This window comes from Gordonia sp. LMA167, from assembly GCF_058130025.1.
Genome location: NZ_CM176708.1, coordinates 5,787,094 through 5,810,776 on the forward strand (window position 1 = coordinate 5,787,094; position 23,683 = coordinate 5,810,776).

Genomic DNA, 23,683 nt, shown 5'->3' on the forward strand with positions numbered 1-23,683 from the left:
CCCTATCTCTAAACGGATGCGCCCGACCGGTCGACGCTCTCGCGCGCCACCCGGTCCAGCACGGTCTCGTAGTGCTCGGCGGTCTTGGCCGCCACGGCCGCCCAGCTGTAACGCTCCTCGACGCGATGCCGTCCGCCCTCCCCGAGGCGGCGACGCAACTCGGCGTCGTCGAGCAGCCGTTCGATCGCCTGGGCGAGTTTGCCCGAATCCCGCGGCGGCACCAGCAGGGCCGCCTCTTCCTTGGTCCCGACGACCTCGGGGATCGCGCCGGCACGCGTCGCGACCAGGGGCGTCGCACAGCTCATCGCCTCGACGGCCGGTAAGGAGAAGCCCTCGTACAGCGAAGGTACGCAAGCCACCTCGGCCGATGCCATGAGCTCGGCCATCTCCTCGTCCTCGAGGCCCGACACAACCTTGACCTTGTCACCGATGGCGAGTTCGTCGATCATCTTCGCCGACGGCCCGTTCGGATCGAGTTTGGACACCAGTACCAGTTCGACCTGTCGCTCGGCACTGAGCTTGGCGACCGCCTCCAGCAGGTACGACACACCCTTGAGCGGCGCGTCGGCACTTGCCACACAAGCGATCCGACCGGGTACGCGCTCCACACCGGGCCGGAAGACCGATGTGTCGACGCCCAGCGGGATGGTGGTGATCCGGCCGGACGGGATGTCGAAGGCCTTGCGGATGTCCACCTCGCTGCTGCGGGACACGGTGAGGAGCTCGGGGATTCGGCGCGAGACCCGACCCTGCATGCGCAGGAAGGAATGCCAGCGCCAGGCGGTGATCTTGCGCCAGCCCTTCGCCGCCTTCACCGCCAGTGTCCGGTCACGCGTGATCGGATGATGGATCGTCGCGATCAGCGGGAAGCCGGCCTTCTGGATGTCGAGCAGACCGTAACCGAGGCACTGGTTGTCGTGGACGATGTCGAAGTCGTCTCGGCGGTCCTTCAACAGGCGGGCCACGCGCAGGCTGAAGGTCAGTGGCTCACCGAAACTCGCGGTCCACATCGAACCGACCTCGAGCAGGTCGATCCAGTCGCGGTACTCCTTCGGCCGTGGCGTACGGAACGGATCCGGTTCGTCGTAGAGCGCCATGCTCGGCACCTTGGTGAGCTTGACGCCGGCATCGATGGCGACCTGGTCGAGCTCGGGATAGGGCTGGCCGGAGAAGATCTCGACCTGGTGCCCGAGCAGAGCGAGCTCGCGCGAGAGATGCCGGACGTAAACCCCCTGGCCGCCACAATGCGGCTTGCTGCGATACGACAGCAGTGCGACCCGCATCCCCTACACCGGTTCCATACCGGCGGCGGTCTCGAACTCGGTCATCGAGACGAACTTGACCCGGCGGCGACCCGCCGACTTCCCCGCACCCTTCTCGGCGGCGTCGATGGCTTTCCACCCCGCGAGATCGATCCGCCGGGCGCCACGATCCGACACGAGGTCGACGACATCGTCGCGTGCCGTCGACGGCGCCGACAGCGCGTTGTCGACGTAGTCCCGCAGGACCGCTTCCGCGGTTTCCTGGCCACACATTCGGTTCATCCCGATCCCCCCGGTCGCCCCTCGTTTGATCCAGCCCGTGACATAGAGCCCGGGCACCACATCGCCGTCGGCGACAGCCTGAACCCTGCCGTCCGTGTTCGGCACGACACCCTTCACCTCGTCGAACGGCAGGTCGATCACCGGCACTCCGCGATAGCCGATCGCGCGCAACACCACTCCGGTCTCGAGCTCGAACCGCTCGTCGGTCGGCGTCACCGCAACACGTTCGGTGCCCGGCGCGTACACATTTCGCACGCAGGTCAGCTGCTCGACGTGCCCTTCGCCCGAGATCTCCACCGGTGACACGAGGAACCGGAACACGATCCGTCGATTCCCCTCGGTGGTCGGCCGCTCGGCGAACTCACGCGCCAGCCGGATCTTGGTCGCGATCGTCGAGTCCAGCGTGTCGTCGGCGAGCGCGGCCTCCGTGGCGGGGTCCAGCACGAGTTCGTCCGGATCGATCACCACATCGACGCCCTCGACATCGCCGAGAGCCAGGAACTCGCTGTTCGTGTAGGCGGCCTGGGCGACGCCGCGGCGCGCCAGCAGGATGACCTCACGCACGTTCGATTCACGCAGCGTGGCGAGGGCATGGTCGGCGATGTCGGTCGACGCCAGATCCTCCGGGTCGCTGGCCAGGATGCGCGCCACGTCGAGCGCGACGTTACCGTTGCCGACCACGACCGCACGCTCCGACGACAGATCGACCTCGAGATCCGCGTAATCGGGGTGGCCGTTGTACCAGGCGACGAACTCGGTCGCGGGGATCGATCCGGCGAGATCCTCACCCTCGATGCCGAGTCGCTTGTCCGTCGCGGCACCGACCGCGTACACCACCGCGTGATAGCGCTCGGTGAGTTCGGCATGGGTGATGTGCTTGCCGACCTCGACGTTGAGGAAGTACTGGAAGTTCCGCTTGGCCGCGGTGGCGGCAAACGTCTTCTCGACGCCCTTGGTCGCCGCATGATCGGGCGCGACACCGGCGCGCACGAGACCGTACGGGGTCGGGAGCCGGTCGAACATGTCGACCTTGACCTGAGGCTTGCGCACGAGCTCCTCGGCGGCATAGAAGGCCGCCGGTCCGGCGCCGATGATCGCCACGTGCAATTCCCCGTCGGGGAGCTGCGGCGCCTTCTTGGGTGGAACCAGACCGCCCTCGACGTCGTGGTCCTTGTAGTAGTCGGCGTTGATCTGCAGGTACGGCTCGTCGCGTTCCTCGAGCTGATCATCGGGGATGATCGCCTCGACCGGGCACTCGTCGATGCACGCGCCACAGTCGATACAGGTCTCTGGATCGATGAACAACATCTCCGCAGTGAAGAAATCCGGTTCGTCCGGAGTGGGGTGAATGCAGTTGACCGGACATACGCTGACGCAACTCGCATCGTTGCAACATGGCCGGGTGATCACATGCGCCATCTGCTGATTCCTCGAAATCCAACACGTGGAACGTGTTCTAGTTTTTCCGTCCTGAGTATCTTAACTGTAAAGATACCGGGGACTGAAAGTAGGGACCGAGTGAGCACGTCACCCAGCGGGACGAACATCGAACCACTGCGGGATCGCAAGACCGGGGCACGGTACTTCGAAGCCGGTTACCGCATCCGCACCGGCGACGTCGACCAGGACATGCGGGTCCGGCTCGACGCCGTGGCCCGATACCTGCAGGATGTCGCCAACGACAACATCGAGGCCACCGAGTTCGGCGCCACCGACCCGTTCTGGATCGTGCGTCGCACGGTGATCGACGTGATCAGGCCGTTCTCCTGGCCGGCGCAGGTCACCGCCCAACGCTGGTGTGGGGCGTTGTCCACTCGGTGGACCAACATGCGGGTCCGGCTGACCGCCGACCACGAGACGAATCGGTTCAACCCCGACCAGCGCGCACCCGGGTTGATCGAGACCGAGGCGTTCTGGATCAACGTCAACGATCAGGGGATGCCGTCACGGCTGACCGACGAGGCGTTCGAACTGTTGTCGCAGATGACCGACGAACATCGTCTGCGGTGGAAGTCGATGAACCCCGACAAGGCGCCCGACGCGGCGTCGACCGACCTGCCCGACCGCGAACACGTCCTGCGGATCACGGACTTCGACCCGTTCAAGCACCTCAACAACGCCGCGTACCTCGAGGCCATCGAGGACGAACTGGTCGACCACCCGGACCTGGTCAAGATCCCGCATCGCGCAGTGATCGAGTATCTCCGGCCGATCGTCCCCGGCGTGCCGATCACGCTGCGCAGGGTGCGCGAGGCGGACCGCCTGCTGGTGTGGATGTTAATTCCCGGCGACGACGACGATCAGGTGGTCGCGGCGACGGTTGTGGTGTCGAAACTGCCCTAGTGTCGTGCGGTACCGGTTCATCGCGATGAGCGCATGATCGGCCGCCCGCACCCGTTCCGGTTCGTCGCGCTGCTGGTTGCGCTGTCCATCCCGTTCTACGTGGTCGGGGCGCTGCTGGGCGGCATTCACATCGGTGCGCTGAGCCTGCCGGCGAGCGCGGTGATGGTTCCGCTGCCCGGCCTCGTGGCCCTCCTGCTGGTGCGGCTCGACGATCGTGGTGGCCGTGCGATCGGCGCATTCCTGCGTCTGCCGATACGGTGTGCCGATCGTCGTCTGCGCTGGACAGTTGTGTCGCTGACGACGATGCCTGCCATCACCGTGTTGTCCTCGTTGCTGCTGCGCGGCTTCGGCACATCCGACGCGTTGTGGACCGGACTGAACTCACCGCCGGCCTACGTCGCGTTGGTGGCGGTCATGCTGGTCGCGGCGACCTGCGAGGAGTTGGGGTGGTCGGCCTACCTCGCCCGGGGACTGCTCGGGGTTCGCGGGGTCCTCGCGACCGGGCTCATCGTCGGGTCGGTATGGGCCGTGTGGCACTCCATACCGTTGGTTCAGGTGGGCCACTCGACTCTGTGGCTGGTCGGATGGACTGCGACGACGATGGGCGCCCGCGTGCTCATGGTGTGGCTGTACGTCGCGTCGCGATACACGCTGGTCTACCCGATCGTGTTTCACGCCATGATCAATGTGTGCGCTGCCCTGTCCCCGACGAGCGTGTCGGACGCCGGGTCGCTGACGACGGGTGGGATCGTTCTCGCCGTCGCCGCCGTGGTGACGCTGCGTGCGGGGGCGAGAGTGGCTTCTACTGGCCGCCGCTGAGCAGCAACTCCATCAGCTTGGTCGGCGCGGCACACGGGTCCGCGGGCGCAGCGCTGGTGCGCGGTTCGACCCACCAGGTGTAGACGCCCCGGCTGGGTGCACGAGCCGTGACCCCGCAGACCGCAGGGCGCTTGGGGTCGCGCTGTGTGAACGCGGCCTGGCTGGCGATCTTGATGTTCTCGGTCTCGTATCCGAGCTTCTTCGCGGTCTGCTTCTCGACGTTCGGGTCACCCCATTCGAACCAGTTGAAGGTGACGTCGGCGGTCATCGAGCCTTCGACGATCCATCGACAGATCGCGCCGTTGAACGTGCCGCGGGCGATCGTGCCCCCGACTGCCTGCGCGATCTGCGTCGGCGACAGGACGGAACACTCGAGGAGCAGCTTGTCGAACTGGTCGGTGTCGACGTGACCCTCTTGCTGGTTGTCGGCGGCGCCGACCGACACCGCCTTGCCGTCAACGCTGCGCGCGCACGCCGTACCGAAGCCGAGGAGCAGCAGCAGGGCGGCCACGACCGTGAGAGTGCGTCTCATGACGCCCGCTCGATGGACAGCCGGGACAGTTGGGTCGCGGCATCGCAGATCTGATCGGTCGACGGCGGCTGCACGTCGTTCAGGTTCAGGGTGCCTGCGCTGACCGACCACTCGAAGAAGTCGGCGCCGAAGGCGATCCCGATCTCACAGATGCCGATGTCGGAGGCGATGAAACCCTTGTGCCCGTTGATATCGATGTCCTTGGTGGATTCCCGGGACAGCTGCTCGGTGGCCCGTTCCCGGCCGATCGGCGACCCCCGATACCAGTTGAAGGAGGTGACGGGTCCCGTCCGATCGCTGCTGCTGTCCCATTCGCACGCCGACGGGTTGTTCACGGTGTTGGACAAACCGGAGAACGCGGTGATTCGCGTGACCTCCTCGGTGGTCACACCGCCGCACGCACCGAAGAAGGGGCCGGAACCTGCTTTCCCAGGGGCTTGGGGAGTCGTGGGCGTCCCGGGGTCGTCACTTCCACCGGAGCATCCGGTCAACGCCAGTGCGATGGCCACGACCAGCGAGACGAGGAAGCCGCCGTTGCGGCGCAACCGGTCGATCTCGCGGCGTTCACGCTTGGTGGGCCGACCCGCTCCGCGGTCACGCCGCGGCTGGCTCGCGAGCACCTCCCGCGGCGGAGGTGGCGGACTGTGGTCGAGGTAGCACTCGGCGGCCATCGGCGCGGACACCCGCTTGCTGATCAGCTTCGTCACCTCGACGATCCGCTCGTGACCGTGCAGGCGCACGCGCACCTCGTCGCCGACCGTCACCGGTTGCGCCGGTTTGGCGGTCACGCCGTTGACGCGGACGTGGCCGCCGCGGCATGCCGCACCCGCCGCGGATCGGGTCTTGGTGAGCCGGATCGCCCAGATCCAACTGTCGACGCGGGTGGTCATTGCTCCTCTGGGTTGACGGCGTGTGGGTGCGGTCGAGGCCGGTCTATTTCTGCCTGGTCAGGAAGTAATAACCGGCGCCCCCGGCGACCAGGCCGATGACCAGGGCCGGCCAGAATCCCATCAGCAACCAGAGCACACCGAACACCACGATCCCCGGAGATACCGCCGCAAGGCTCATACCAGGGTGTTGGCGCGCCACCTCAGACACCGCTTTGCGCTTCGCCGGATCTACCGCCATGGCTCCTCCTTGGTGAGGCTGAACGCGTGTCGCGCATCGATGCCTCCACTGTAGCCAAGGCGACCGCCTGCCCCGCGTGAGCGCCGTCGGCGAGCACCGCGAGGTGCGTGCCGACGGCATACTTCGGGTCAGTAGGCCGACGACGGGTTGGAAGACTCGGCGCCCGTCGAGTTCTCCGTCGAGCCGGAGCCCGAGTCTGGGTCGGAGCCGGTGTCGGCGGACGAGCCTGCGTCGGCAGCTGAGCCGGCATCGGCGGATGTGCCCGTGTCTGCGGATGAGCCCGTGTCTACGGACGAACTGCCGGACCACGACGTCGACGAGCCCGCTCTGGCGCCCTCGCCGGAATCATCGGAGTCGCCACTGCGATGCCGCCCCACGTAGCCCGTCGGAGGGGCTGGGATGCTCCGGTGCCTGCCGACGTACCCGGCCCCGGCAGACTCTGGAGCCGGAACCTCGACCTCTGGCGCGTTGTCCGATTCAGGCGAGTACGTCGAGTTCCCGGCGGACACCGATTCCACGACAGGCGTCTGGTCGTCGGGCGTGGTGTCGGATGCCGGTGCACTCGCCCGCAGCAGACTCGGTGCCGCGTCAGCCGCAGCCCCGTCCGCCGTCGTGTCCTCGGCGAGGGCGCTGACGGTGGTCGCGGTGGCCATGGTGGTGATGTCCGGGACGGTGTACGGACCGGCCGTGGGAATCCCGAACGGGAAGTCGATCTCAGGTAGGTGGACGACCGGGACGATCTCGCCGCTGTCGAGTGCTCCGAGGGTGAGCACCGGGGTCCCCAGATGATTCGGCCGTTCCTGTCCGTTGACCGTGACCATCGGGTCGAGGGTGAGTTCTTGGCCGAGCCAGTCGATGGTGATCGGAGCCTGCACACCGTAGTCGCTCGTCAGCCGGACAAAGTTGCCGCTGAGCAGGTCATGGTCGCCGGCGAACGACAGGCGGGCGAAATCCTTGCTGAGAGTCAGCGGTTGGCCGTTCAGCAGTTGGCCGAGTACCTGACTGAGGACGCCGGTTGGGTCGAACAGGACCGCCGACGGGTCGGTGAGCCCGAATTGCACCTCGGGGGTGTCCTTGAGCAGGTCGAGCCGGAAGTCGAAGGTGCCGAGGACATTTGCGCATGCCCCGACGTCCTCGGCGTAGGCGGCGGTGAGCCCGCCGTAGCAGCTGACGTGCTTCACGGCGGGGATCGCCAACCCGGTGGGCACGGTGAAGATGGTCACCGGAATCGCACTTGTGGTCCATGCGTTCGCCATGCCCACCACGGCGAAAGCGACAGCTGTCCGTCCATCGCTCGCACCGGCGGTGGCCACGCTGATCGGCAGGTATGCGATCGCGGTTGCCTTGCCGCCTCCGGAGGCCAACGCGAACTGGACTCCGTCGCCGAGGATCGATGCACTCCCCTCCGCAAGCGCGGCATCCGGTACGGGATCGACCGTCACGCCGAGCTGCTGCGCCGCCGCGATCGCGAGCTGGCGCACACCTTCGGCGACCACGTTGCCGCCCGGCGTGTTCAGATAATCCTTCAGCGGGTCGTATGCGGACGCCGGAACCAGGTCGATGCTCGTCGGCAACACCACCGCGACCCCCGCGCCCGTGGAGCCAGAACAATCCGCGCCTGAGCTGACCGGTCCTCCGTCCGAGTCCGACGAGCAGAGACTGAATCGCCACTGATCTGCGAGTTCCTGGGTGACCCCGTTGTTGGCCAGAGCGGCTATGACGTCGCCGATGGATCCAGTGGGGCTCGGCAACGAGAACGCCGCGTGCGCCTGCCCCGGACCCATCATCTGTCCGGCACCGACCGCGGCCACGGTGGCGAGCGTCGCGACACCTGCGGCCACGCCGTTTCGCTTCTGCTTTCGATGACGTCGACGATCGTCTTTCCGCGATCGCCGAATTCCGTTGCGCCCCAGATTGGTCATACGTCCAACTCCCCTGTGCCACCGACCGAGCGCGCTCATTGAATCACGGCCCGATTCGTCCGGTACGCGTAATCAAGGAAACGGGTGTAGTCACATGAACATGCAGGATGGGCCGATGTGTCGGTCCGGCCGGTCACCATCGGGAGCCGGTTGGACGCGCCTGTGTACGTGCAGGACATCTGCACGGGTGGCGCAGTTCGCGGCCACAACGTTCCGCGGAACGTTGTGGCGTCATGGGACCCCCCACGACTGAGTCGCTCATCACCCATCGGCCGAGACGGGAATGAACCCAACGGATCTACTCGTTGCGCAAATGGTCAACACGTCGTCGAACAAGAGGTGCAGTCGTGCAGATCGGGATCATCGGTGCGGGATTCATCGGCGGAACGCTCACGCGTCGCCTGACGGCCCTGGGCCACGAGGTACGCGTGGCGAACTCCCGCCACCCGGATACGCTCGCCGAGCTGGCCGCGGAGACCGGTGCCACTGCGGCGTGGGCGGCCGACGCCGCACAGGACGCGGACCTGGTGATCGTCAGCATCCCGCAGAAGAACACCCCCGACCTCGAATCGGGAATCCTCGACGCCCGCAAGGTGAATGCGCCGGTCGTCGAGACCAACAACTACTACCCGCAGCAGCGAGACGGCAAGATCGAGCCAATCGAGAACGGCACACCTGAGAGTGTCTGGGTGTCGGAATTGCTCGGCGTACCGGTGTACAAGGTGTTCAACGGAATCTACTGGAAGCACCTGCTGAACAAGGGTGTACCCGCGGGGACGCAGGGGCGGATCGCGCTGCCGATCGCCGGCGACGACCCGGCCGGCAAGGACATCGTGTTCCGGATCGTCGACGAACTCGGCTTCGACCCGGTAGACGCCGGACCGCTCGCCGAGTCGTGGCGCCAGCAGCCGGGAACTCCGGTGTACGGCAAGGATTTCGATGTCGAGAACACACGCCGGGCGCTGGCCGAGGCGTCGCCGGAGCGCACCGCGGACTGGCGGGCCTGACGCTCTCGGGCGAACCCGCGGCTCGCCCTGCGCCGGTTACCGACGCTTGGGACGTCCGGGACCGCGTCGAGCACTCTTGCCGGGGATCTTCCCGGCCGCTTCGCGTGCTGCCTGCTTGGCCGCCGCTTTCTCCCGGGCCGACCGTTTGGGCGCCTCGCCGGTACGGCCGCGCGACGACGTCGCCTTACGGCCGCGCACGATGCCGATGAACTCGTCGGCGAGTCCGGTGGTCGGTTGTGGCCACAGCAGCCCTACGGTCGAGGTCGGGGCGTCGGTCACCGGACGGTGTACCAGATCCTTGCGGTGGTGCAGGCGCGCCAGCGACTGCGGAACCAACACCACACCGATCCCCGCGGCGACGAGTTCGATTGCGTCGCCGGTTGTCTCAGGTCGATGGGACACTGCCGAACCCGGACGCTGTGCCACCGTCAACGGCTCGTCCAACGGCCACAGAAGCTGTTCGTCGGCGAGATCGGCCAGCGTCATCTCATCGCCTGCGGTCAGCACGTGGTCCTTCGGCACCACCACGACGGTGTTCTCCTCGTACAGTTCGATGGTGTGATGCGCTCCCCCGTCGCCGCGCCGTAGCGCATCCGGCAGGCGGGTGATCGCCATCTGGACGCGCCCCTGCCCGATGGCCTCGGCGCAGTCCGCGACGTCGAGGCCGACGAGTTCCAGCGGCACATCGGGACGACGTTCCTCCCAGGTGCGGACCCACTTGCCCGGCGTGACCCCCGGGACGAACGCCAGCCGGAACACTGGGGCGTCGTCGCCGGTGGTCGGGCCGGGTGTGGTCACGACCAGAGGCTACCGCGATATCCTCGGCGGATGAGCTCACAGTCGATGAAGCCGGCCACCGCCGCCAAGAAGTTGGACGTGTACCTGCCGGCGACGCCGGCAGAGTTCCGCGAGCGCCCCATCACCCGAGCCGAACTCGCCGAGCTGCAGGCCGACCCGCCGGAATGGCTCCGTACGCTGCGCGCCGACGGCCCGCATCCGAAGAATCTGGTCGCCGCCAAACTCGGGATCTCCAACTCCGCCCTGGTCCGCGGTGGTGTCACCGAAGCGCTCACGACGGCACAGATCGATGAACTGCTCGCCGAGATGCCGGACTGGCTGGCGGCCGAGCGCGCCACCCAGATCGAGGTGCGGCGCGAAGAACGCCGGATCAAGTCCCTGCACGCGGACAAGCGTCGGGCGCGCGAAGAATCCGACGCCGAGTCCGACGCCTGACATGTCGGCGCCCCCGGCGCAATCGTCGACCTGATCCCCAGGGACTTCTACCGTGTCCGTCCTGCTGTCGGCGCCGTCACCCCGAATCGCCGCAGCCCACGCCGGTATCGCAGGCGTTCATCGGCGTTGCCCTATTTTCTGTGCGGCGGGTTGAGATGAACGAGGAACGAAACCGATGCATATTGTCCTCGCCTGTCGCCTCAATTCTGCTGCGGCAACCACTCGCGCTCGCTGTTGTCGCGCTCACCTCCGAGAGCGGACTCGTCGCTCCGTGGTGTCCCGTCGGGGTGGAACTCGACACGCAGCACGGTGCGGGGGCCGTCGACGACGACGGTGCCGCACAACGCGCGGCCCGGCGGCAGGATGCGGATCACCACAGAACCCTCGGTGGTGGTGTCCAACACCTTTGCGATGTGCGTCAGCACGGAGGTACGCACGGGTTCGTCGGCGTCGTCGAGGGCATGGCCGTCGACCATGACCACTTCGACTCCACGGCTCCGGGCGTGTGCCGCAGCGGTAGCGACTTCCGGCGTGCCGGCGAGGATGGGCGCTCGCAACGAATCCCGTATCTGCGCTTCCAGATTGCGGCAACGCTCTCGTTCAGCTGGTGGGAGCGGCGCATCCTCGGCGATCCGCGTCAACAGCGGAGCCACGTCGGCGTTCAATTCGCGCAGACGCTGGTCACGTTCGGCCACCGCGGCCACAGCCGCAGCGTGTGCGGCATTCTGTTCCACGGCACGTCGTCGCAGTTCGTAGATGTTGCGTGCGGCCGGCCGGATGGTCGCAGCAAATAACGTGGCCATCAGCAACGGCCCGAAATGCACCACACTCATCGCGAAGCCCTCCAGCGCTCCTCGATCGGTGGTGACGGTCCACAGCATCACCGCGGCGACCAGACCGATCATCGTCAGCCAGGCAGCCCCTACCCGTCCACGCACACACATCCACGTGCACAGCATGGTCACTCCACCGAACATCCAGACTTGATCCGGTGAGCTCGGTGGGACCGGCAGCGCGTGGAAGCAGGCGTAGGCGGCCGGGGTCGTTGTGACGACCACGGCAGCGGCCCACGGTGCCGGAAGCGGGTCCTGGCGGACCGCGAGGATGGCCACCGCACTCAGGGCCAGTATTGCAAGCAGTAGCGCGCCCGGCCAGATCGCGGAGAGATCGCCCGCGGAGGTCACCCACAACGCCGCGTCGGCCGCGAGGAACAGCGCCGCGATCGCCCAGGCGACGCGGGTGTTCATGCCCAACAACGAGCGAATATCTCCGGTCTCCCGGTTCAACCGGACGTCGAACACGCTCACCGCGCGATCTCCCATCGCAGGTCCACGCGGGTTCCGGCGCCCGGGCTCGACACCACCTCGGCACTCCCGCCGGGTAGCGACCGGACTCGCGCGAGGATGCTCACCGCCAGACCGAGGCGATGCGGAGGAATGCTCGCGGGATCGAAGCCGCAGCCGTCGTCGACCACGGTGACACCGATGGCGTCGGCAGCGATGTGCAGAGCCACGGCACGGTCGGCGTCCTCGCCCGCGTGGATGATGCTGTTGCGCAGTGCCTCCCCGACAGCGGACTCGAGAACGTCGATGACGTCGACGGGCACACGCAGCGAGGCGGCGTCGTCGTGGAAGGTGGTGACGACCTGTTGGCTCACGTCGACAGCCAGCACCGCGGCGCGCAACGGTGTGCGGACGGCATCGACGGACAGCATGGTGACTTCCGCGGGTGGCGAGTCCAGTTTTTCCAGAGTGATCGTCGCCTGCCGCTGAACCATGTCGGTGTTTCCCTGTCTGGCGGCGGCCAGGAGTGTCGAGATGACCCAGTCGTGGAGCAGGCCGTCGACGTGACTGCGTTGGCTGCGTCGGGCGTCGGCTTCGGCGGCCGCAGCGGCACCTGCGTAGGCTGCGGCGCGCGTTTCATCGAGAAGTCTGCCGGTACGTATCGCCATCAGCGCCGCACACGTGTACGTGAGGATGAAGGCGAATGCGAACATGACTTCGGCGGTGAGGTTTCCGGCGTAGTCGTCGGGTCGGCACAGCGCGTTTGCCAGCTGCGCCGGCACTATCGCCGCCGCCATCAACGTCACGGTCCAGCGGGGCGGCAGCGTGATGGCGGCGGCAAGTGCGGGCAGGCCCGGGATGACCGAGAACCAGAGTTGGTCGTGAATGGTTCCGCCATTCCATGCCGGCAACCAGCCGAGGGCGACGATGACGAACGCGACCGCACAGGTGCGCGAGGCATTGCGCGCGAGGGTGCGTCTGCGGGCGAGTGCGGCGATCAGGAGAACCGCCGGAGGGATGAAGACGGCCAGGGGTGCGACGAGGGTCCACCACGCTGCCGTGATGGAGGACTGCGCGACGATCTGTGGTCCCAGGATCGCCAGATAGGCGAAGTAACCGGCGCCGACGAAGATCGAGAACAGGCGCTCGATCCTTACTGCCGCGCTCTGCTCGTCGGTCGGGGTCAGCGGCGTCGTCGCCGGCGGGGAAAGGGTAGCCATCCGTCCTCCAATGCGCGCTGGTACAGGTCGGTCTTCGTGGGAGCGGGACGTCCGGAGGCGGCGTACTTCTGCCGGATGCGAGTCAGGTAGTCGTTGACGGTGTCGGGCGAGAGCCGCGACAGCGTCGCCACGCGCTGCGCCGATTCCCCCGAGGCATACAGACTGAGAACCTCGCGCTGCCGCGGGCTCAGCGCAACCCCGGCGAAGTCGGCGTCGCCGTCGATCGCCATCGCCCAGTCCATGGTGCCGACCACGCCGCCATCGGCAGCTCGGCGAATCGCGGCGACCACCACAGAGTCGTGTTCCGATTTGCGCACCACTCCCAGAACCCCCGCTTTGGCTGCTGTTCTGACCAGATACGGTTCCTCGCCGGAGGTGAACACCAGGACGTTCTCGATGCCCGCCGCGGCGAGATCGGCGACGTTCGCGGCCGGCGACGAACCATCGGGCAGTCGCAGGTCGAGGATGGCGAGATCGAGATCCGTGGTCGTGGCCAGCAACTCAGCCACGCTGGGTGCCGCAGCGGTGATGGTCAGCTCCGGATACGGCTCGAGCAACGCGCGGATGCCGGCGACCGTTACCGCGTGGTCTTCCACGACACCGATCCGATGTGAGCTGTCCACAGGTCTCCTTGAACGCGAGCGAAAGAACGCGTAGTCAGGGTATGTGACGAGTCGGTCGGTCACCGGTTGGCGATACCGTCGCTACGAAACGTTCGGGTCGAAAGGGAATGAAACCGACCCAAGAACCTCTCAACTAGTATTACTTGCAAGCAATATTGTCTCCAAGTAATATTGACCTCGTGTTGATCGACTGGGTCACGGGAGTTCGACGACTACCTGACGCGGTTGGAGGAGTCTGCCGCGGCGAACGGTGGCGTCGACCGGGCGCGCCTGGACCTGCTGTGGGCTGAACTGCAGGTGCTCGCCGAGTTGGATTCCGCCCCGGTCGCCGAGTCGCCGACACTCACGCGCGTGCGGCAATCACGGCGCTACCAACTGTGGCGCGTCGATCACCCGTATCGCGAGTGCCTGGCGGTGCGGCTGATCGTTTGGTTCCCCGACGACGACCATGTGGTGGTGGCTCTCTTCGCCGGAGATATAGCACGGATGGGAGATGTGTTCTACGACAGCGTCGGATCACGCACCGATGCCGCGATCGAGACGTGGAAACGGCAGACCGAGAGAGGTGACGACGATGAGTGAGAAGAATGAGGCCGCGTTCGTTCGTGGCAACGAACGACTGACGAAGATGCTGGCCGACCCAGAGACCGCGCAACGGGTCGAGGTGATTCGCGCAGAGATGACCCAGGCCCATCGCGCGCACGCGATGGGCCTGGCAACGATCCGACGCGCGGCTCAGCTGACCCAGACCGAATTGGCGCAGCGGATGGGCATCAAACAAGCCGCAGTCTCCGGACTCGAGGCGCGCGATGACCTGCTGCTGTCCACGCTGGCGAACTATCTGGCCGCCGCCGGCGCCACCGACGTGACAATCACCGCCCGCCTCGGCGAGCGCACCATCGAAGTCGCCTTGCCTACACCGACCGCACACGGGCCCGCACCCGGGTGATCACTTTGGCGTGGAACACTATTCAGCCTGCGGGAGTCGTCGGCGTCGCCCCATGAGCACCGCGCCCCGCCAGCCACGTCGCGGTTGCGCTCATGGAGGCGTGGGCCCGACTGCGCGCCCCCGGGATCGAACCCCTTTAGCATTGGCGCGTCTCAGTCAGACCTGTTGGAGATAGTCACCGCCGCTCGAAAGCCGCCATCAAGAACCGACTGACCGACCAAAAGCAGAGCTTCAGGGCCCTTCCTGATTCAGAGCGCGGCAGAGTCACGCATCCTGAATTAGGAAGGGCCCTTTGGCGATCCGTCGATTTCTCGGACAAAGCGCTCAGGAGGAATCAGGGCAGATAAGGCCTCGGATCTATCCGACCGTAGTATGGGCGCTTGATGCTGGGATTGGCGGGCAATACCTCAAAGTGCAGGTGGGGGCCAGTCACCTGTCCGGTGTTGCCGCTGTACCCGATCAGTTGCCCCTTCTTGACGGTGTTGCCGGAGTCTATGACTGTCCGACTGAGGTGTGCGTATCCGGTGTAGAGATTCTTACCCGGGTGCCACAACAGGACGCAAATGCCGGCTGGTTTGCCCATCCAACTGTTGTTTTGTCCCCAGCCTTCAAACCGCACGACGCCATCCGCGGCCGCGTACACAGGGGTGCCCATTCCCGCCCGGAGGTCGATACCGTTATGACCATTAACACCGAATCCGCGGTTAATAGACACGGATCGCAGCGGCCAAGCAAGGCTCTTCGATTGGTTGCTTGGGGCCGGATTGCCGGCTCTTCGAAGTTGAGCGGGCAAAATCCTGTTTGCGGCCCCGGCGACCGTGGGTGTCGAAGGTGACCCGCCGACGCACGGCGGTGACCATGTCGTTGGCCAGCTTGACCAGAATGCTGGCCCGCTGGGCGCGGGTGCAGTGGAATCGTATCACCCGGTTGGCGACCACGATCGAGACGTGGTGGCCGGCGATCCTGGCGTTCTTGCACACCAGGCTGACCAACGCCCGCACCGAGGGCTACAACCGGCTGGTCAAGCAGGTCAAACGCGTCGCCTGCGGGTTCCGCAACACCGAGAACTCGCGGCGCCGGATACGATTCCACTGCACCCGCGCCCAGCGGGCCAGCATCCAGCAATTCCACTGCTGAGCACGATTTGCCCGCTCAACTTCGAAGAGCCGGTTTACGCACCGGTAGCGGGTCTTGTGCCACTGCAACAGGATTGGATCATCGCCGTAGCGAATATCGCGGGGTCGGGTGACCGCGTGATCCTTGACCGACGTCGAGATCGTCCGACAGTCCGGGCAGCGCGCGGCGTCGGGATCGACGGTCACCACATCCACCACCCGGACCCGGTGGACCTGCCTCGACACCCCTCGGACCTCGAGTCCTTCCAGACCCAACAACAACGACGTAGCATCAGCCATGCCCCTGGTACTCCTCACCGAAATCGGAATGTGTCGCAACATCCAGATTTCCGGAGACCAGGGGCGTCTCACGTCATCGACACGCCGACCCGCTGACCAGGCATTGCCCGCTCAAGCTCGAAGAGCCCGTTTTGTTGTTCAAGGCCAAGCGGCAGCGACCCAAGGACGAGGCCGACTTTCGTCGGGTGATGCCGGAGATGTCCTCGCATCAGCGAAAAGAGCTGTCGATCTGGCTGTCTCGGACGCATCCCGGACATCAGTCCAGAGTCCGGCTATCAGGTCGCAGCCCGGGCGCTCGCGGCCACCGCGACCACGGTTCCCCGATGGCGCGGGCCACGGGTTACGGGTGCTGCGCGCGTCGCTGGCCACGCGCATGCTCGAAGCCGGCGCCCTTGCCGGTGATCTCACGCGCTCTGGGGCACCGCGATGGCGAGTCGGCAAAGCACACCTCGCCGGTGACGAGCAGGGCGTGCGGAAATGCTGTCTTGATTTCGCCGGAATAGAACCGGCCGGAGCCCGTGCACCCGATCCTGACCCGCATCAATGCCTACCTGGTGCGTTGGATCCGCAACAAGTACCGACGGTACGACACCACTGGCCGGGCCCGCCAGAAACTCCGGGAGTTCACCCTCGCGTATCCCCGGGTCTCTCGGCACTGGCAGTGGGTCACCACAGCCTGGTGACCAGGATGACACGAGCCCGGTAACAGGAGACTGTCACGCCGGGATGGGAGCCGGCAGGTGGAACGCCCTCCGGCCACCCGACCCTGGGTAGTGACGCCCTGTGGTATCTCAACTTGACTTTGCGAGCTCACTGATTAGCACGTCGTACTTGCGCGGCTCGAGCTGCCCGACATCTAGCCCTAGCTCATCGCGGTATGCGGTTAACCTTGACTCGGCGGCCTGCACTAGATCTTCTCGCTCAACAAAGACTTCCAGCTCCAGGAAGCTCCCGAGGCCTTCGACACGATCTAAACATACGGACAATCCGTCCACCGCGTATGTCTTCCGTGCCTTGGTGATCGACGTTACGGGGTTCAACCCGAGCGCGATCAAGAGGTCGTCAGCTGACTCAAACTCGCTAACACTAGTCTCAATCTCACGAGATGTTGAATCGGACTCCGCCTGCTTTAGGGTCAGACTGCACACTCCGTCGACTTGACGAAGACGCACAACAGGGTCGCCGCGCTTGAAGTCGTCGAATGACGTCGTTCTCTGGAGATAAACGCGGTCTTCTTGGCGCTCCGTATCGCCAAACGGAAGCCAGCCATCCAGGTGGCTTGCTTGTTCTGGAGTGAGCCGGTACTTGTGCTCAACCTCATACATTGATGTTGCTCCTACTCTCAATGAATCCGCGTACGAAGGGCTTTCCCCGTCCCTCCCTGCCCGTCAACGGCCAGTCACTGCCAAATTTCGCCTTGGGCACGCCAAAGTCAGACCACTCGTGAGGGAGCATCTTTTTGCCCATGTCTCCCAGCACAGCACGCATCAATGACACGAACGCCGCCTCTGGCCGTCCGTCGATACTCTCAAAGAGCCAATAGGCGTCAACAATCCTCGGCAGTTGAACCCATGCCTCTAAAACACTAGCTAGTGGCATGCTTCCATATCCGTCCCCGACCTCTATTGCGAGGGCTGGAACTACAGGCACCCACCTTTTCTGGTGCGACTCCGCCCTTAGCCAGTCAGCGTATTTCGTATCGAGCGGGTCATGAATGCAAAGAGTGACTGGCGGCAAGCCATCCGCGCTCACGCCTTCAACAAACGGGAACAACTCCGGGAAGAACCGATGAATAGAGTCTTCGACCTGCATGGAGTCCATCTGAACGCCAACTGGCGTTACCTTGTCTAGCGGGAGCGTGGCGATCCTTGTGATAGGCACGAAATTCACCCGAAGCGAGTCTCCGCGTGTCCTCCTGGCACGCGAGAACCACAGCAGTTCTGTTGCCACACCTTCGGCTAGCCAGCCAATGCTGTCTATAGACGGTGGCAGGTCGGTGTAGATCCACAACTCATCGCATTTGTCGAGTACTGAGAGATCCGCTCGTAAGACCCCCTGTTTGTCTTGGTATGCATCTACTGAGTCTTTGTAGCCGATGACGCTCTCCGGACTCACGGGCACAGCACCCATCCTCAACGCATGTTGACGCATAAGCGGAACAATCGCGAAATGGTCACCATCGAACGCGGTATATACAAGTGGGGGCCGAGGTAGCGGCGGCAGTCCGTATTGCCTTGCCTCGTGTGGGTGGCGATCCAGTGAGAGGTCACCAATATAGGCTTCAGCAAGTATGCGACCTAGAGAAGGGCTCGCCCATGGTGAACTCATGCGTGACTCCCCGACCTTTGGCTGGCGTTATTTTTTCCCGAATCGCGAAGTCGTTCTTTGTTTACTCGCTTTCCGATCTCCGCGACCTTAGCCAACATTGCGGCCCGATTCTCGACCTCTTCTATTTCAATTACAAGAGTTCGCACGACGTCCCTGAGGTAGCCGACTGTGAATTCATCGGTCGCGTTTAAGCACTCTTCCGAGCTGAGGAATCCGCTCACCTGAGGCGGGGCCTTGTACTCATTTGCAAAGCTAGTGAGGATTTCGGAGCGCTCATCTTTCGTGGGCGGGTCGACGCGGAATATCCTGTCAACCCGGCCTGGGCGCACGGCAGCTGGGTCCAGTCGATCCAGGAAGTTCGTCGCAATGATGAAAACGATCTGGCCCGCATCCCGCAGAGTATGAATTCTAGGCAACATTGAGGTAGTCAAGAATCTGCTGGACTGCTGGCTTCCCGGGTCTTCTCGATCACCGACCATTTCTTCTATCTCGTCCAGTAGTACGACGGTGTCGGTTAGCTGATTAAGCAGTTCAAATATGCGCTCGGCCTCAGCCTCGATCTGCGTGGCGCCACGACGCAGAAACGACCCTTGTTCTAGTACGACGAGCGGCCACCTCAACTCATAGGCAATCTTCTTCGCGATTGTTGTTTTCGATGTACCAGGCGGCCCCTCAAGGACCAGCGACATAGCAGCCAAGTCGCGCTGACCATTGGTTAATGGCCGGATTACATGCTGGTTCAGTGCTTCTCTGACGTTAAGGGGAAACTTATATTCTTTCAAAAAATCGTCAGGTCCGTGCGGGCGAGCGTCGAGCTCACGAGACGCTCTTATTGCGATTGCTATCCGTGCGGCATCCGCGAAGCGCGAGAGAAAGGATAACGACGCGGACGTGACGAATGATGGTTTGCGAGTGTTGCTTCCCGACGAATCTGCCCCCCATCCTCGTACGCCCTTCGATTTTCGCACTACGCCCTCGACGACCCTTGAGAGCAGTGAGAGGTCCTCAGCCGAAAGATAGGGCCCTGCGCCCTCCAGAAGGATGTCTGCTAGTTCGGCGGTCGAAATCACTACGCTGCGACGGTCGCGGGTCGTGAAAGCGGCAGGCTTCGGTGCGAAGCTACCATCCCTCAAAAGAAAATTTCCTGCGATTAGTCGAAGTGCCGCATGCACTGTTGCCCGAGTGAACTCATCGACTCGATCCAGCTTAATGCTGAGCATACTGACAACCGCGAGAGTGCAGATCACTTCGACAGCGTCAAACAGGCTTTCAAGGCCTGAGTCGAAAGAAGCCAAGTGCCGACTTAGATCGAGAGTTGCCACAGCGAAGGCCACTGACAATGCTTCTTGAACTGCTTCTCGAACTTCTGGAGCGCATCTATCTTCCCTCGCATCAAGCCACCGAACCAGCGAGCTGATAGCCAAGAACGTTAGGTATGCGTTCCCCTGTCCAAATGCAAGCTGCTGGACCGCAACGTCGGTGGCGATCGGAGATTGCGGCCCGTTCTCATGTGGAACCAATCCTCGAAGGCGGACGTCGAGTCGGAACCATTCGGCAATTATGCCTGCTACATGATCGCCAACCGCGATAATGGAATCTACTGATTCTTTCTTTGAAGATCGGAGCCGCACAATTGCCGCTAACGAAGCGAGGTGTATCGGCGTATGGTAAGCATTCGGGAACTCTCGAGTTGCCTCTTTGTCCAGCTCAGGTGGAGCGCTATCGCCGTAGAGCAGCAAGAAGTCTCCTATCGCAGAGTCGATCACCTGGTCTAGGTTGTCGACCGTGGCGATTACCAGGTCGTCGGTTGGCCTAGCTAGTCGGTCCTTGATGATCCTGCTGAGCGTGAAAGCGGTCGCAGTCGCGTGGTCTGTCTGGTCCTGGGGGTTGAGTTCGCCTGGCCCATATGAAGACTTGTTTGATGGTGCCGTAAGAGGGCCGTCCGTTGGCGGTTCAGAGTTCGAAATTACGGTTCGGGTTCCCACGTGCATGACAAACGTCTGTAGTGCCTTTCGCTCGTGGTAAATGCACGACGTCGCGCTGTCCAGTTCGTCGCGCAGAACCTCAATAGCCGACACGGAGTGCTCTCCCGCACCGGCAATCCGTCCGACATCGGCGTCAGTTGCCATGCAAAGACCATCCTCTCGTCTATTGCCACCATCAACAGATGGCTACTACTAGTGGCGGCGCGCATAGCCGTTGCCACGTACATAGAGCGTATCGCTTCACCTGCAAAACTGCTGGTAGCGCGGCGTATGTGGGTGCCGTGTCTGGACGTTGCCCGGCCGCTGTCAGCGGTCATGTAGCTCCCCCGGTTGATGGGGTTGCCCGTCACGTAATTCCTCACCCGCCCGTCACGTGATTCAGGGTCCAAGCCGCAACCCGTCACCCCAGGTCAGACACCCCGCGACCCGCGAAATCCTCGAGAATGAGCCATGTCGGGTATCAAGGTACGGGAGACGGTCGCTGTGAAACCTGTCGGCAGCACCACTATGGCGGAATCCTTGCCATGCCATCGGTGTCGATGAGCTCGATATCGGCGAGCTCGCGGACCGCCAGTGGGACACGTCGACATCAGAGTGGTACAGAGACGCGCGCACCCCTCGCCCACCCCGGTGTCGAACACCCCGCCCTCGACGAAGGCCGGCAGCCAGTGTCAGGGGGTCGCGGAGTGATCGTCGTTGGGCGTGGCCCACGGCGGTGACCGCTGAAAGAGGGTCAGGGACTGATCCTCGTCCAGGAGGGGCCGGACCGATCTGTATGGCGCTTGTACGCGACCCGACGATTACCACCCTTGCGGATGCCCGTCTACGCCCCCGGCATCGTCTCCCGGAACGTGGCGTAGGTCGACTCGATCGCCTTGACACAGCCGAGCATCGCCTCCCGATCACCCGGCTGACAATCGGGCTGCCACTGATCCATCGCCAGCTGCATCAGCGCACCATAGGTCGACATCACCACCCGCACCCGCAGGTCCTCCTCGTCGAGACCCATCCGCTCGGCCACCTTGCGCCGGATGGACTGTGTCTTCCACTGTCCCATCTCGACACTGCGCGCCCGCACCGCCGGCGAGGTGGCGACGATCCGATTCATCGTCATGAACTGCTCGAACAACGGTGACGGCCGCGCCTCGTCGAGGGCGTCGTGGAACACCTGCAGGTGCGCCTCACACAGCGCCTCGAGCTCGTTGCCCGTGCGTGGCTGCGCGTCGAGCGCGGCGACCACCGCGGTCACCATCTCCTCGATCGGACCGAGGACCACGTCCTCCTTGGTGGCGAAATAGCGGTTGAACGTGCGCGGCGATATGTCGACGGCGTCGGCGATCTGCTCGACCGTCGTGGCGTCGAATCCCTGACGGTCACACAGGTCGAGCGCCGCCGCGATCAACGCCGAGCGGGTCTGCTGCTTCTTGCGCTCCCGCAGGCCTTGCTTCGCACACACGCTCTCCATGGTTCGCGATACTAACCGTCTTGTGTCGCGATGAGGTAAAGAAACGGACATTTCAAGCCAATTGTCGCTTTCCAACTTTTGTCTCTTGACGACTTCTGTCTGATTCTGCCATTATTACTCAGGTCGGCAGCGAACACCAGTCCCGATGCAGCGGCTCGGCCGGCCGACCTTCCCGACCACACAAATCCATCCCGTATCTCAGGGGCAATCATGTCGGAAACCCAAGTCCTACAACCCTCCCCACCCGACGACGCTCTCGAAGAACGCGTCATCGTCGACCACTCCCGACGACGCTGGTGGGCCCTCGGCGTCATCGCACTCGCCCAGCTGATGGTCGTCCTCGACGCCACCATCGTCACCATCGCACTGCCGTTTGCCCAGGTCGACCTGGAGATCTCGGATGCCAACCGGCAGTGGGCGATGACCGCCTACACCCTGATCTTCGGTGGCCTGCTCCTACTCGGCGGCCGCCTCGCCGACTACCTGGGCCGACGGCGCATGTTCCTGATCGGCCTGATCGGGTTCGCCGCCTCCTCGGCAGTCGCCGGCCTCGCGTGGAACAGCGTGTCGTTCTTCGGCGGCCGCGCCCTGCAAGGCGCCTTCGCCGCGATCCTCGCCCCGGCGGCACTGTCGCTGATCACCGTCACCTTCGTCGAACAGAAGGAACGTGCCCGGGCCTTCGCCGTGTACGCCGCGGTGTCCGGCGGCGGCGCGGCCATCGGCCTCGTCGCCGGCGGCGCACTCACCGAATACGTGTCCTGGCGCATGACGCTGCTGGTCAACACCCCGATCGCGGCCATCGCCACGGTGGGCGCGATCGCTCTGGTGGCCCACGACCGCCCGTCGGTACGGAGGCGCGGATACGACGTCCCGGGCGCGATCACCGCGACGATCGGTCTGATCAGCCTGGTGTACGGATTCACCCGCGCCGCCGAGGTCGGCTGGTCGTCGGTGTCCACGGTCGGCCTGTTCGTATTGGCCGCGGCGCTGCTGGTCGCTTTCGTCTACATCGAAGCACGATCCGCGAATCCGCTTCTGCCGCTGCGCATCCCGGGCGACCTCAACCGGGGCGGCGCGTTCCTGCTCTCGCTGATCATCCCGATCCCGATGTTCGCGGTGTTCATGTTCCTGAGCTACTACCTGCAGAACACGCTGGGCTACACGCCACTCGGCGCCGGTGTCGCCTTCCTGCCCTTCCCCGCCGCCATCATCGTCGCCGCCGGTATCTCGAGCTCACTGCTGCCCCGCATCGGTCCGCGCATCCCGACGATCGCCGGATCGACGCTCGGTGTCGCCGGGTTGCTGTACCTCGCCCAACTCGACTCCGACAGCACCTGGTTGGGCACCGTCCTCCCGAGCCAGGTACTGATCGCAGGCGGCATGGGGTTCATCTTCGTCGCGATGCAGTCGGTGGCGCTGCACCGCATCGAGGAACGCGACGCCGGCGTCGCCAGCGCCCTGCTCAACACGGGTCAGCAGATCGGCGGGTCGGTCGGGCTGGCGCTGCTCAGCACGATCGTCGCGCAGGTCTTCGCCCGCCACCCGGGCAGCGCCATGACCGTCGACCCGGCAACCGGCCACCCGGTTCCGGTGGACGCGACCGCGTTCAAGGCGGCCAGCATCTACAGCTACGACGTCGCATTCTATTGGGGTGCAGGGTTCTTCGTTCTCGCGCTGGTGGTGGCGCTGACCATGATCCGACTGCGCGCCTCGGACATGGGTGACGAGACGCAGAACGCGGTGCACGTGGCGGCCTGAGGTCACCCTCGAGATCGTATGAATCCAGCTCCGATTGCCGGAGCTGGATTCATCCGATGTGCAGGGCGACCGCAACCGAGTCCCGACGAACGGTGCCTCGCCGCAAGCGCTGGCTGGTGCGTGGCGCAC

Annotated in this window: 24 protein-coding genes and 1 pseudogene; 9 read left to right on the plus strand and 16 right to left on the minus strand. The window is 64.5% G+C overall.

Translation table 11 applies throughout. The features are described from left to right. Nucleotides 1-8: 8 nt before the first annotated feature. Nucleotides 9-1,283, minus strand: a complete 1,275-nt coding sequence (locus ACVT6V_RS25950; RefSeq protein WP_489896948.1) for a glycosyltransferase family 4 protein — start codon at nucleotides 1,281-1,283, stop codon at nucleotides 9-11. Between the two features lie 3 nt (nucleotides 1,284-1,286). Further along, nucleotides 1,287-2,963, minus strand: coding sequence for an FAD-dependent oxidoreductase (locus tag ACVT6V_RS25955; protein WP_489896949.1), 1,677 nt, complete (start codon nucleotides 2,961-2,963; stop codon nucleotides 1,287-1,289). A 99-nt stretch (nucleotides 2,964-3,062) separates the two neighbouring features. Here ACVT6V_RS25955 and ACVT6V_RS25960 point away from each other — a divergent pair, with 99 nt between their 5' ends. Beyond that, the gene (locus ACVT6V_RS25960) at nucleotides 3,063-3,887 is read left to right on the plus strand and encodes an acyl-[acyl-carrier-protein] thioesterase (protein ID WP_489896950.1); all 825 of its coding nucleotides are present in this window, start codon (nucleotides 3,063-3,065) and stop codon (nucleotides 3,885-3,887) included. 33 nt (nucleotides 3,888-3,920) lie between these two features. Further along, nucleotides 3,921-4,706 carry a CPBP family intramembrane glutamic endopeptidase gene (locus ACVT6V_RS25965; protein WP_489896951.1) on the plus strand — a complete coding sequence of 262 codons (786 nt, stop codon included), beginning with the start codon at nucleotides 3,921-3,923 and terminating at the stop codon, nucleotides 4,704-4,706. On the opposite strand, the gene ACVT6V_RS25970 is transcribed toward ACVT6V_RS25965, so the two are convergent. The 4 genes from ACVT6V_RS25970 to ACVT6V_RS25985 form a co-directional block, all read right to left on the minus strand. Further along, nucleotides 4,690-5,238, minus strand: a complete 549-nt coding sequence (locus ACVT6V_RS25970; RefSeq protein ID WP_489896952.1) for a DUF3558 domain-containing protein — start codon at nucleotides 5,236-5,238, stop codon at nucleotides 4,690-4,692. The genes ACVT6V_RS25965 and ACVT6V_RS25970 overlap by 17 nt on opposite strands. Continuing rightward, a complete protein-coding gene (locus tag ACVT6V_RS25975; protein ID WP_489896953.1) occupies nucleotides 5,235-6,128 on the minus strand; it encodes a DUF3558 family protein in 894 nt (297 codons plus the stop codon). Before ACVT6V_RS25975 ends, ACVT6V_RS25970 begins: the two co-directional genes overlap by 4 nt. A gap of 43 nt (nucleotides 6,129-6,171) precedes the next feature. After that, nucleotides 6,172-6,366 carry a hypothetical protein gene (locus ACVT6V_RS25980; RefSeq protein ID WP_489896954.1) on the minus strand — a complete coding sequence of 65 codons (195 nt, stop codon included), beginning with the start codon at nucleotides 6,364-6,366 and terminating at the stop codon, nucleotides 6,172-6,174. A gap of 128 nt (nucleotides 6,367-6,494) precedes the next feature. Further along, on the minus strand, nucleotides 6,495-8,288 hold the full coding sequence (locus tag ACVT6V_RS25985) for a hypothetical protein (protein ID WP_489896955.1): 1,794 nt from the start codon (nucleotides 8,286-8,288) through the stop codon (nucleotides 6,495-6,497). 305 nt (nucleotides 8,289-8,593) lie between these two features. Between ACVT6V_RS25985 and ACVT6V_RS25990 the strand changes: the two genes are divergently transcribed. Next, the gene (locus ACVT6V_RS25990) at nucleotides 8,594-9,295 is read left to right on the plus strand and encodes an NADPH-dependent F420 reductase (RefSeq protein WP_489896956.1); all 702 of its coding nucleotides are present in this window, start codon (nucleotides 8,594-8,596) and stop codon (nucleotides 9,293-9,295) included. A gap of 36 nt (nucleotides 9,296-9,331) precedes the next feature. Here ACVT6V_RS25990 and ACVT6V_RS25995 read toward each other — a convergent pair whose 3' ends face one another. Further along, on the minus strand, nucleotides 9,332-10,099 hold the full coding sequence (locus ACVT6V_RS25995; protein ID WP_489901014.1) for a LysR family transcriptional regulator substrate-binding protein: 768 nt from the start codon (nucleotides 10,097-10,099) through the stop codon (nucleotides 9,332-9,334). A 39-nt stretch (nucleotides 10,100-10,138) separates the two neighbouring features. Here ACVT6V_RS25995 and ACVT6V_RS26000 point away from each other — a divergent pair, with 39 nt between their 5' ends. Further along, nucleotides 10,139-10,528, plus strand: a complete 390-nt coding sequence (locus tag ACVT6V_RS26000; protein WP_489901015.1) for a DUF5997 family protein — start codon at nucleotides 10,139-10,141, stop codon at nucleotides 10,526-10,528. A 200-nt stretch (nucleotides 10,529-10,728) separates the two neighbouring features. On the opposite strand, the gene ACVT6V_RS26005 is transcribed toward ACVT6V_RS26000, so the two are convergent. Genes ACVT6V_RS26005 through ACVT6V_RS26015 form a run of 3 tightly spaced genes read right to left on the minus strand, consistent with a single transcriptional unit; the run spans nucleotide 10,729 to nucleotide 13,654 of the window. Beyond that, a complete protein-coding gene (locus tag ACVT6V_RS26005) occupies nucleotides 10,729-11,850 on the minus strand; it encodes a DUF8320 family protein (RefSeq protein ID WP_489896957.1) in 1,122 nt (373 codons plus the stop codon). After that, on the minus strand, nucleotides 11,832-13,031 hold the full coding sequence (locus ACVT6V_RS26010) for a sensor histidine kinase (RefSeq protein ID WP_489896958.1): 1,200 nt from the start codon (nucleotides 13,029-13,031) through the stop codon (nucleotides 11,832-11,834). The genes ACVT6V_RS26005 and ACVT6V_RS26010 overlap by 19 nt, the downstream gene beginning before the upstream one ends. Beyond that, nucleotides 12,995-13,654 carry a response regulator transcription factor gene (locus tag ACVT6V_RS26015; protein ID WP_489896959.1) on the minus strand — a complete coding sequence of 220 codons (660 nt, stop codon included), beginning with the start codon at nucleotides 13,652-13,654 and terminating at the stop codon, nucleotides 12,995-12,997. Before ACVT6V_RS26015 ends, ACVT6V_RS26010 begins: the two co-directional genes overlap by 37 nt. Before the next feature lie 225 nt (nucleotides 13,655-13,879). Between ACVT6V_RS26015 and ACVT6V_RS26020 the strand changes: the two genes are divergently transcribed. Then, entirely contained in the window at nucleotides 13,880-14,236 is a 357-nt protein-coding gene (locus tag ACVT6V_RS26020; protein WP_489896960.1) for a hypothetical protein, read from the plus strand. Further along, nucleotides 14,229-14,603: a helix-turn-helix domain-containing protein gene (locus tag ACVT6V_RS26025; protein ID WP_489896961.1), complete on the plus strand. Its 375-nt coding sequence runs from the start codon at nucleotides 14,229-14,231 to the stop codon at nucleotides 14,601-14,603. The genes ACVT6V_RS26020 and ACVT6V_RS26025 overlap by 8 nt, the downstream gene beginning before the upstream one ends. A gap of 334 nt (nucleotides 14,604-14,937) precedes the next feature. Here the strand turns inward: ACVT6V_RS26025 and ACVT6V_RS26030 are convergent, their stop codons facing one another. Continuing rightward, nucleotides 14,938-15,318: a M23 family metallopeptidase gene (locus ACVT6V_RS26030; RefSeq protein ID WP_489896962.1), complete on the minus strand. Its 381-nt coding sequence runs from the start codon at nucleotides 15,316-15,318 to the stop codon at nucleotides 14,938-14,940. 137 nt (nucleotides 15,319-15,455) lie between these two features. Between ACVT6V_RS26030 and ACVT6V_RS26035 the strand changes: the two genes are divergently transcribed. Further along, the gene (locus ACVT6V_RS26035; protein WP_489901017.1) at nucleotides 15,456-15,740 is read left to right on the plus strand and encodes a transposase; all 285 of its coding nucleotides are present in this window, start codon (nucleotides 15,456-15,458) and stop codon (nucleotides 15,738-15,740) included. A gap of 50 nt (nucleotides 15,741-15,790) precedes the next feature. Here ACVT6V_RS26035 and ACVT6V_RS26040 read toward each other — a convergent pair. Beyond that, nucleotides 15,791-16,060 (minus strand): annotated as a pseudogene (locus tag ACVT6V_RS26040) (hypothetical protein); the annotation flags it as partial. Nucleotides 16,061-16,536: 476 nt separating this feature from the next. Between ACVT6V_RS26040 and ACVT6V_RS26045 the strand changes: the two are divergent. Continuing rightward, complete coding sequence (locus ACVT6V_RS26045) at nucleotides 16,537-16,701, plus strand: hypothetical protein (protein WP_489896963.1); 165 nt, start codon at nucleotides 16,537-16,539, stop codon at nucleotides 16,699-16,701. A gap of 108 nt (nucleotides 16,702-16,809) precedes the next feature. On the opposite strand, the gene cyaB is transcribed toward ACVT6V_RS26045, so the two are convergent. From cyaB to ACVT6V_RS26065, 4 genes are all read right to left on the minus strand, one after another. After that, on the minus strand, nucleotides 16,810-17,343 hold the full coding sequence (gene cyaB, locus ACVT6V_RS26050) for a class IV adenylate cyclase (RefSeq protein WP_489896964.1): 534 nt from the start codon (nucleotides 17,341-17,343) through the stop codon (nucleotides 16,810-16,812). Beyond that, entirely contained in the window at nucleotides 17,336-18,133 is a 798-nt protein-coding gene (locus tag ACVT6V_RS26055; protein WP_489896965.1) for a hypothetical protein, read from the minus strand. Before ACVT6V_RS26055 ends, cyaB begins: the two co-directional genes overlap by 8 nt. A 209-nt stretch (nucleotides 18,134-18,342) precedes the next feature. After that, nucleotides 18,343-20,475, minus strand: coding sequence for an AAA family ATPase (locus ACVT6V_RS26060; protein ID WP_489896966.1), 2,133 nt, complete (start codon nucleotides 20,473-20,475; stop codon nucleotides 18,343-18,345). Between the two features lie 679 nt (nucleotides 20,476-21,154). After that, a complete protein-coding gene (locus ACVT6V_RS26065) occupies nucleotides 21,155-21,796 on the minus strand; it encodes a TetR family transcriptional regulator (protein WP_489896967.1) in 642 nt (213 codons plus the stop codon). A gap of 210 nt (nucleotides 21,797-22,006) precedes the next feature. Here ACVT6V_RS26065 and ACVT6V_RS26070 point away from each other — a divergent pair, with 210 nt between their 5' ends. Continuing rightward, complete coding sequence (locus tag ACVT6V_RS26070) at nucleotides 22,007-23,554, plus strand: MFS transporter (RefSeq protein WP_489896968.1); 1,548 nt, start codon at nucleotides 22,007-22,009, stop codon at nucleotides 23,552-23,554. Nucleotides 23,555-23,683: the final 129 nt, after the last annotated feature.

Bases quoted from the DNA above. Each gene is read 5' to 3' on its own strand.
- ACVT6V_RS25950 (WP_489896948.1), bottom strand. From the start codon at position 1,283: ATGCGGGTCGCACTGCTGTCGTATCGCAGCAAGCCGCATTGTGGCGGC.
- ACVT6V_RS25955 (WP_489896949.1), bottom strand. From the start codon at position 2,963: ATGGCGCATGTGATCACCCGGCCATGTTGCAACGATGCGAGTTGCGTC.
- ACVT6V_RS25965 (WP_489896951.1), top strand. From the start codon at position 3,921: ATGATCGGCCGCCCGCACCCGTTCCGGTTCGTCGCGCTGCTGGTTGCG.
- ACVT6V_RS25970 (WP_489896952.1), bottom strand. From the start codon at position 5,238: ATGAGACGCACTCTCACGGTCGTGGCCGCCCTGCTGCTGCTCCTCGGC.
- ACVT6V_RS25975 (WP_489896953.1), bottom strand. From the start codon at position 6,128: ATGACCACCCGCGTCGACAGTTGGATCTGGGCGATCCGGCTCACCAAG.
- ACVT6V_RS25980 (WP_489896954.1), bottom strand. From the start codon at position 6,366: ATGGCGGTAGATCCGGCGAAGCGCAAAGCGGTGTCTGAGGTGGCGCGC.
- ACVT6V_RS25985 (WP_489896955.1), bottom strand. From the start codon at position 8,288: ATGACCAATCTGGGGCGCAACGGAATTCGGCGATCGCGGAAAGACGAT.
- ACVT6V_RS26000 (WP_489901015.1), top strand. From the start codon at position 10,139: ATGAAGCCGGCCACCGCCGCCAAGAAGTTGGACGTGTACCTGCCGGCG.
- ACVT6V_RS26005 (WP_489896957.1), bottom strand. From the start codon at position 11,850: ATGGGAGATCGCGCGGTGAGCGTGTTCGACGTCCGGTTGAACCGGGAG.
- ACVT6V_RS26010 (WP_489896958.1), bottom strand. From the start codon at position 13,031: ATGGCTACCCTTTCCCCGCCGGCGACGACGCCGCTGACCCCGACCGAC.
- ACVT6V_RS26025 (WP_489896961.1), top strand. From the start codon at position 14,229: ATGAGTGAGAAGAATGAGGCCGCGTTCGTTCGTGGCAACGAACGACTG.
- cyaB (WP_489896964.1), bottom strand. From the start codon at position 17,343: ATGTATGAGGTTGAGCACAAGTACCGGCTCACTCCAGAACAAGCAAGC.
- ACVT6V_RS26060 (WP_489896966.1), bottom strand. From the start codon at position 20,475: ATGGCAACTGACGCCGATGTCGGACGGATTGCCGGTGCGGGAGAGCAC.
- ACVT6V_RS26065 (WP_489896967.1), bottom strand. From the start codon at position 21,796: ATGGAGAGCGTGTGTGCGAAGCAAGGCCTGCGGGAGCGCAAGAAGCAG.
- ACVT6V_RS26070 (WP_489896968.1), top strand. From the start codon at position 22,007: ATGTCGGAAACCCAAGTCCTACAACCCTCCCCACCCGACGACGCTCTC.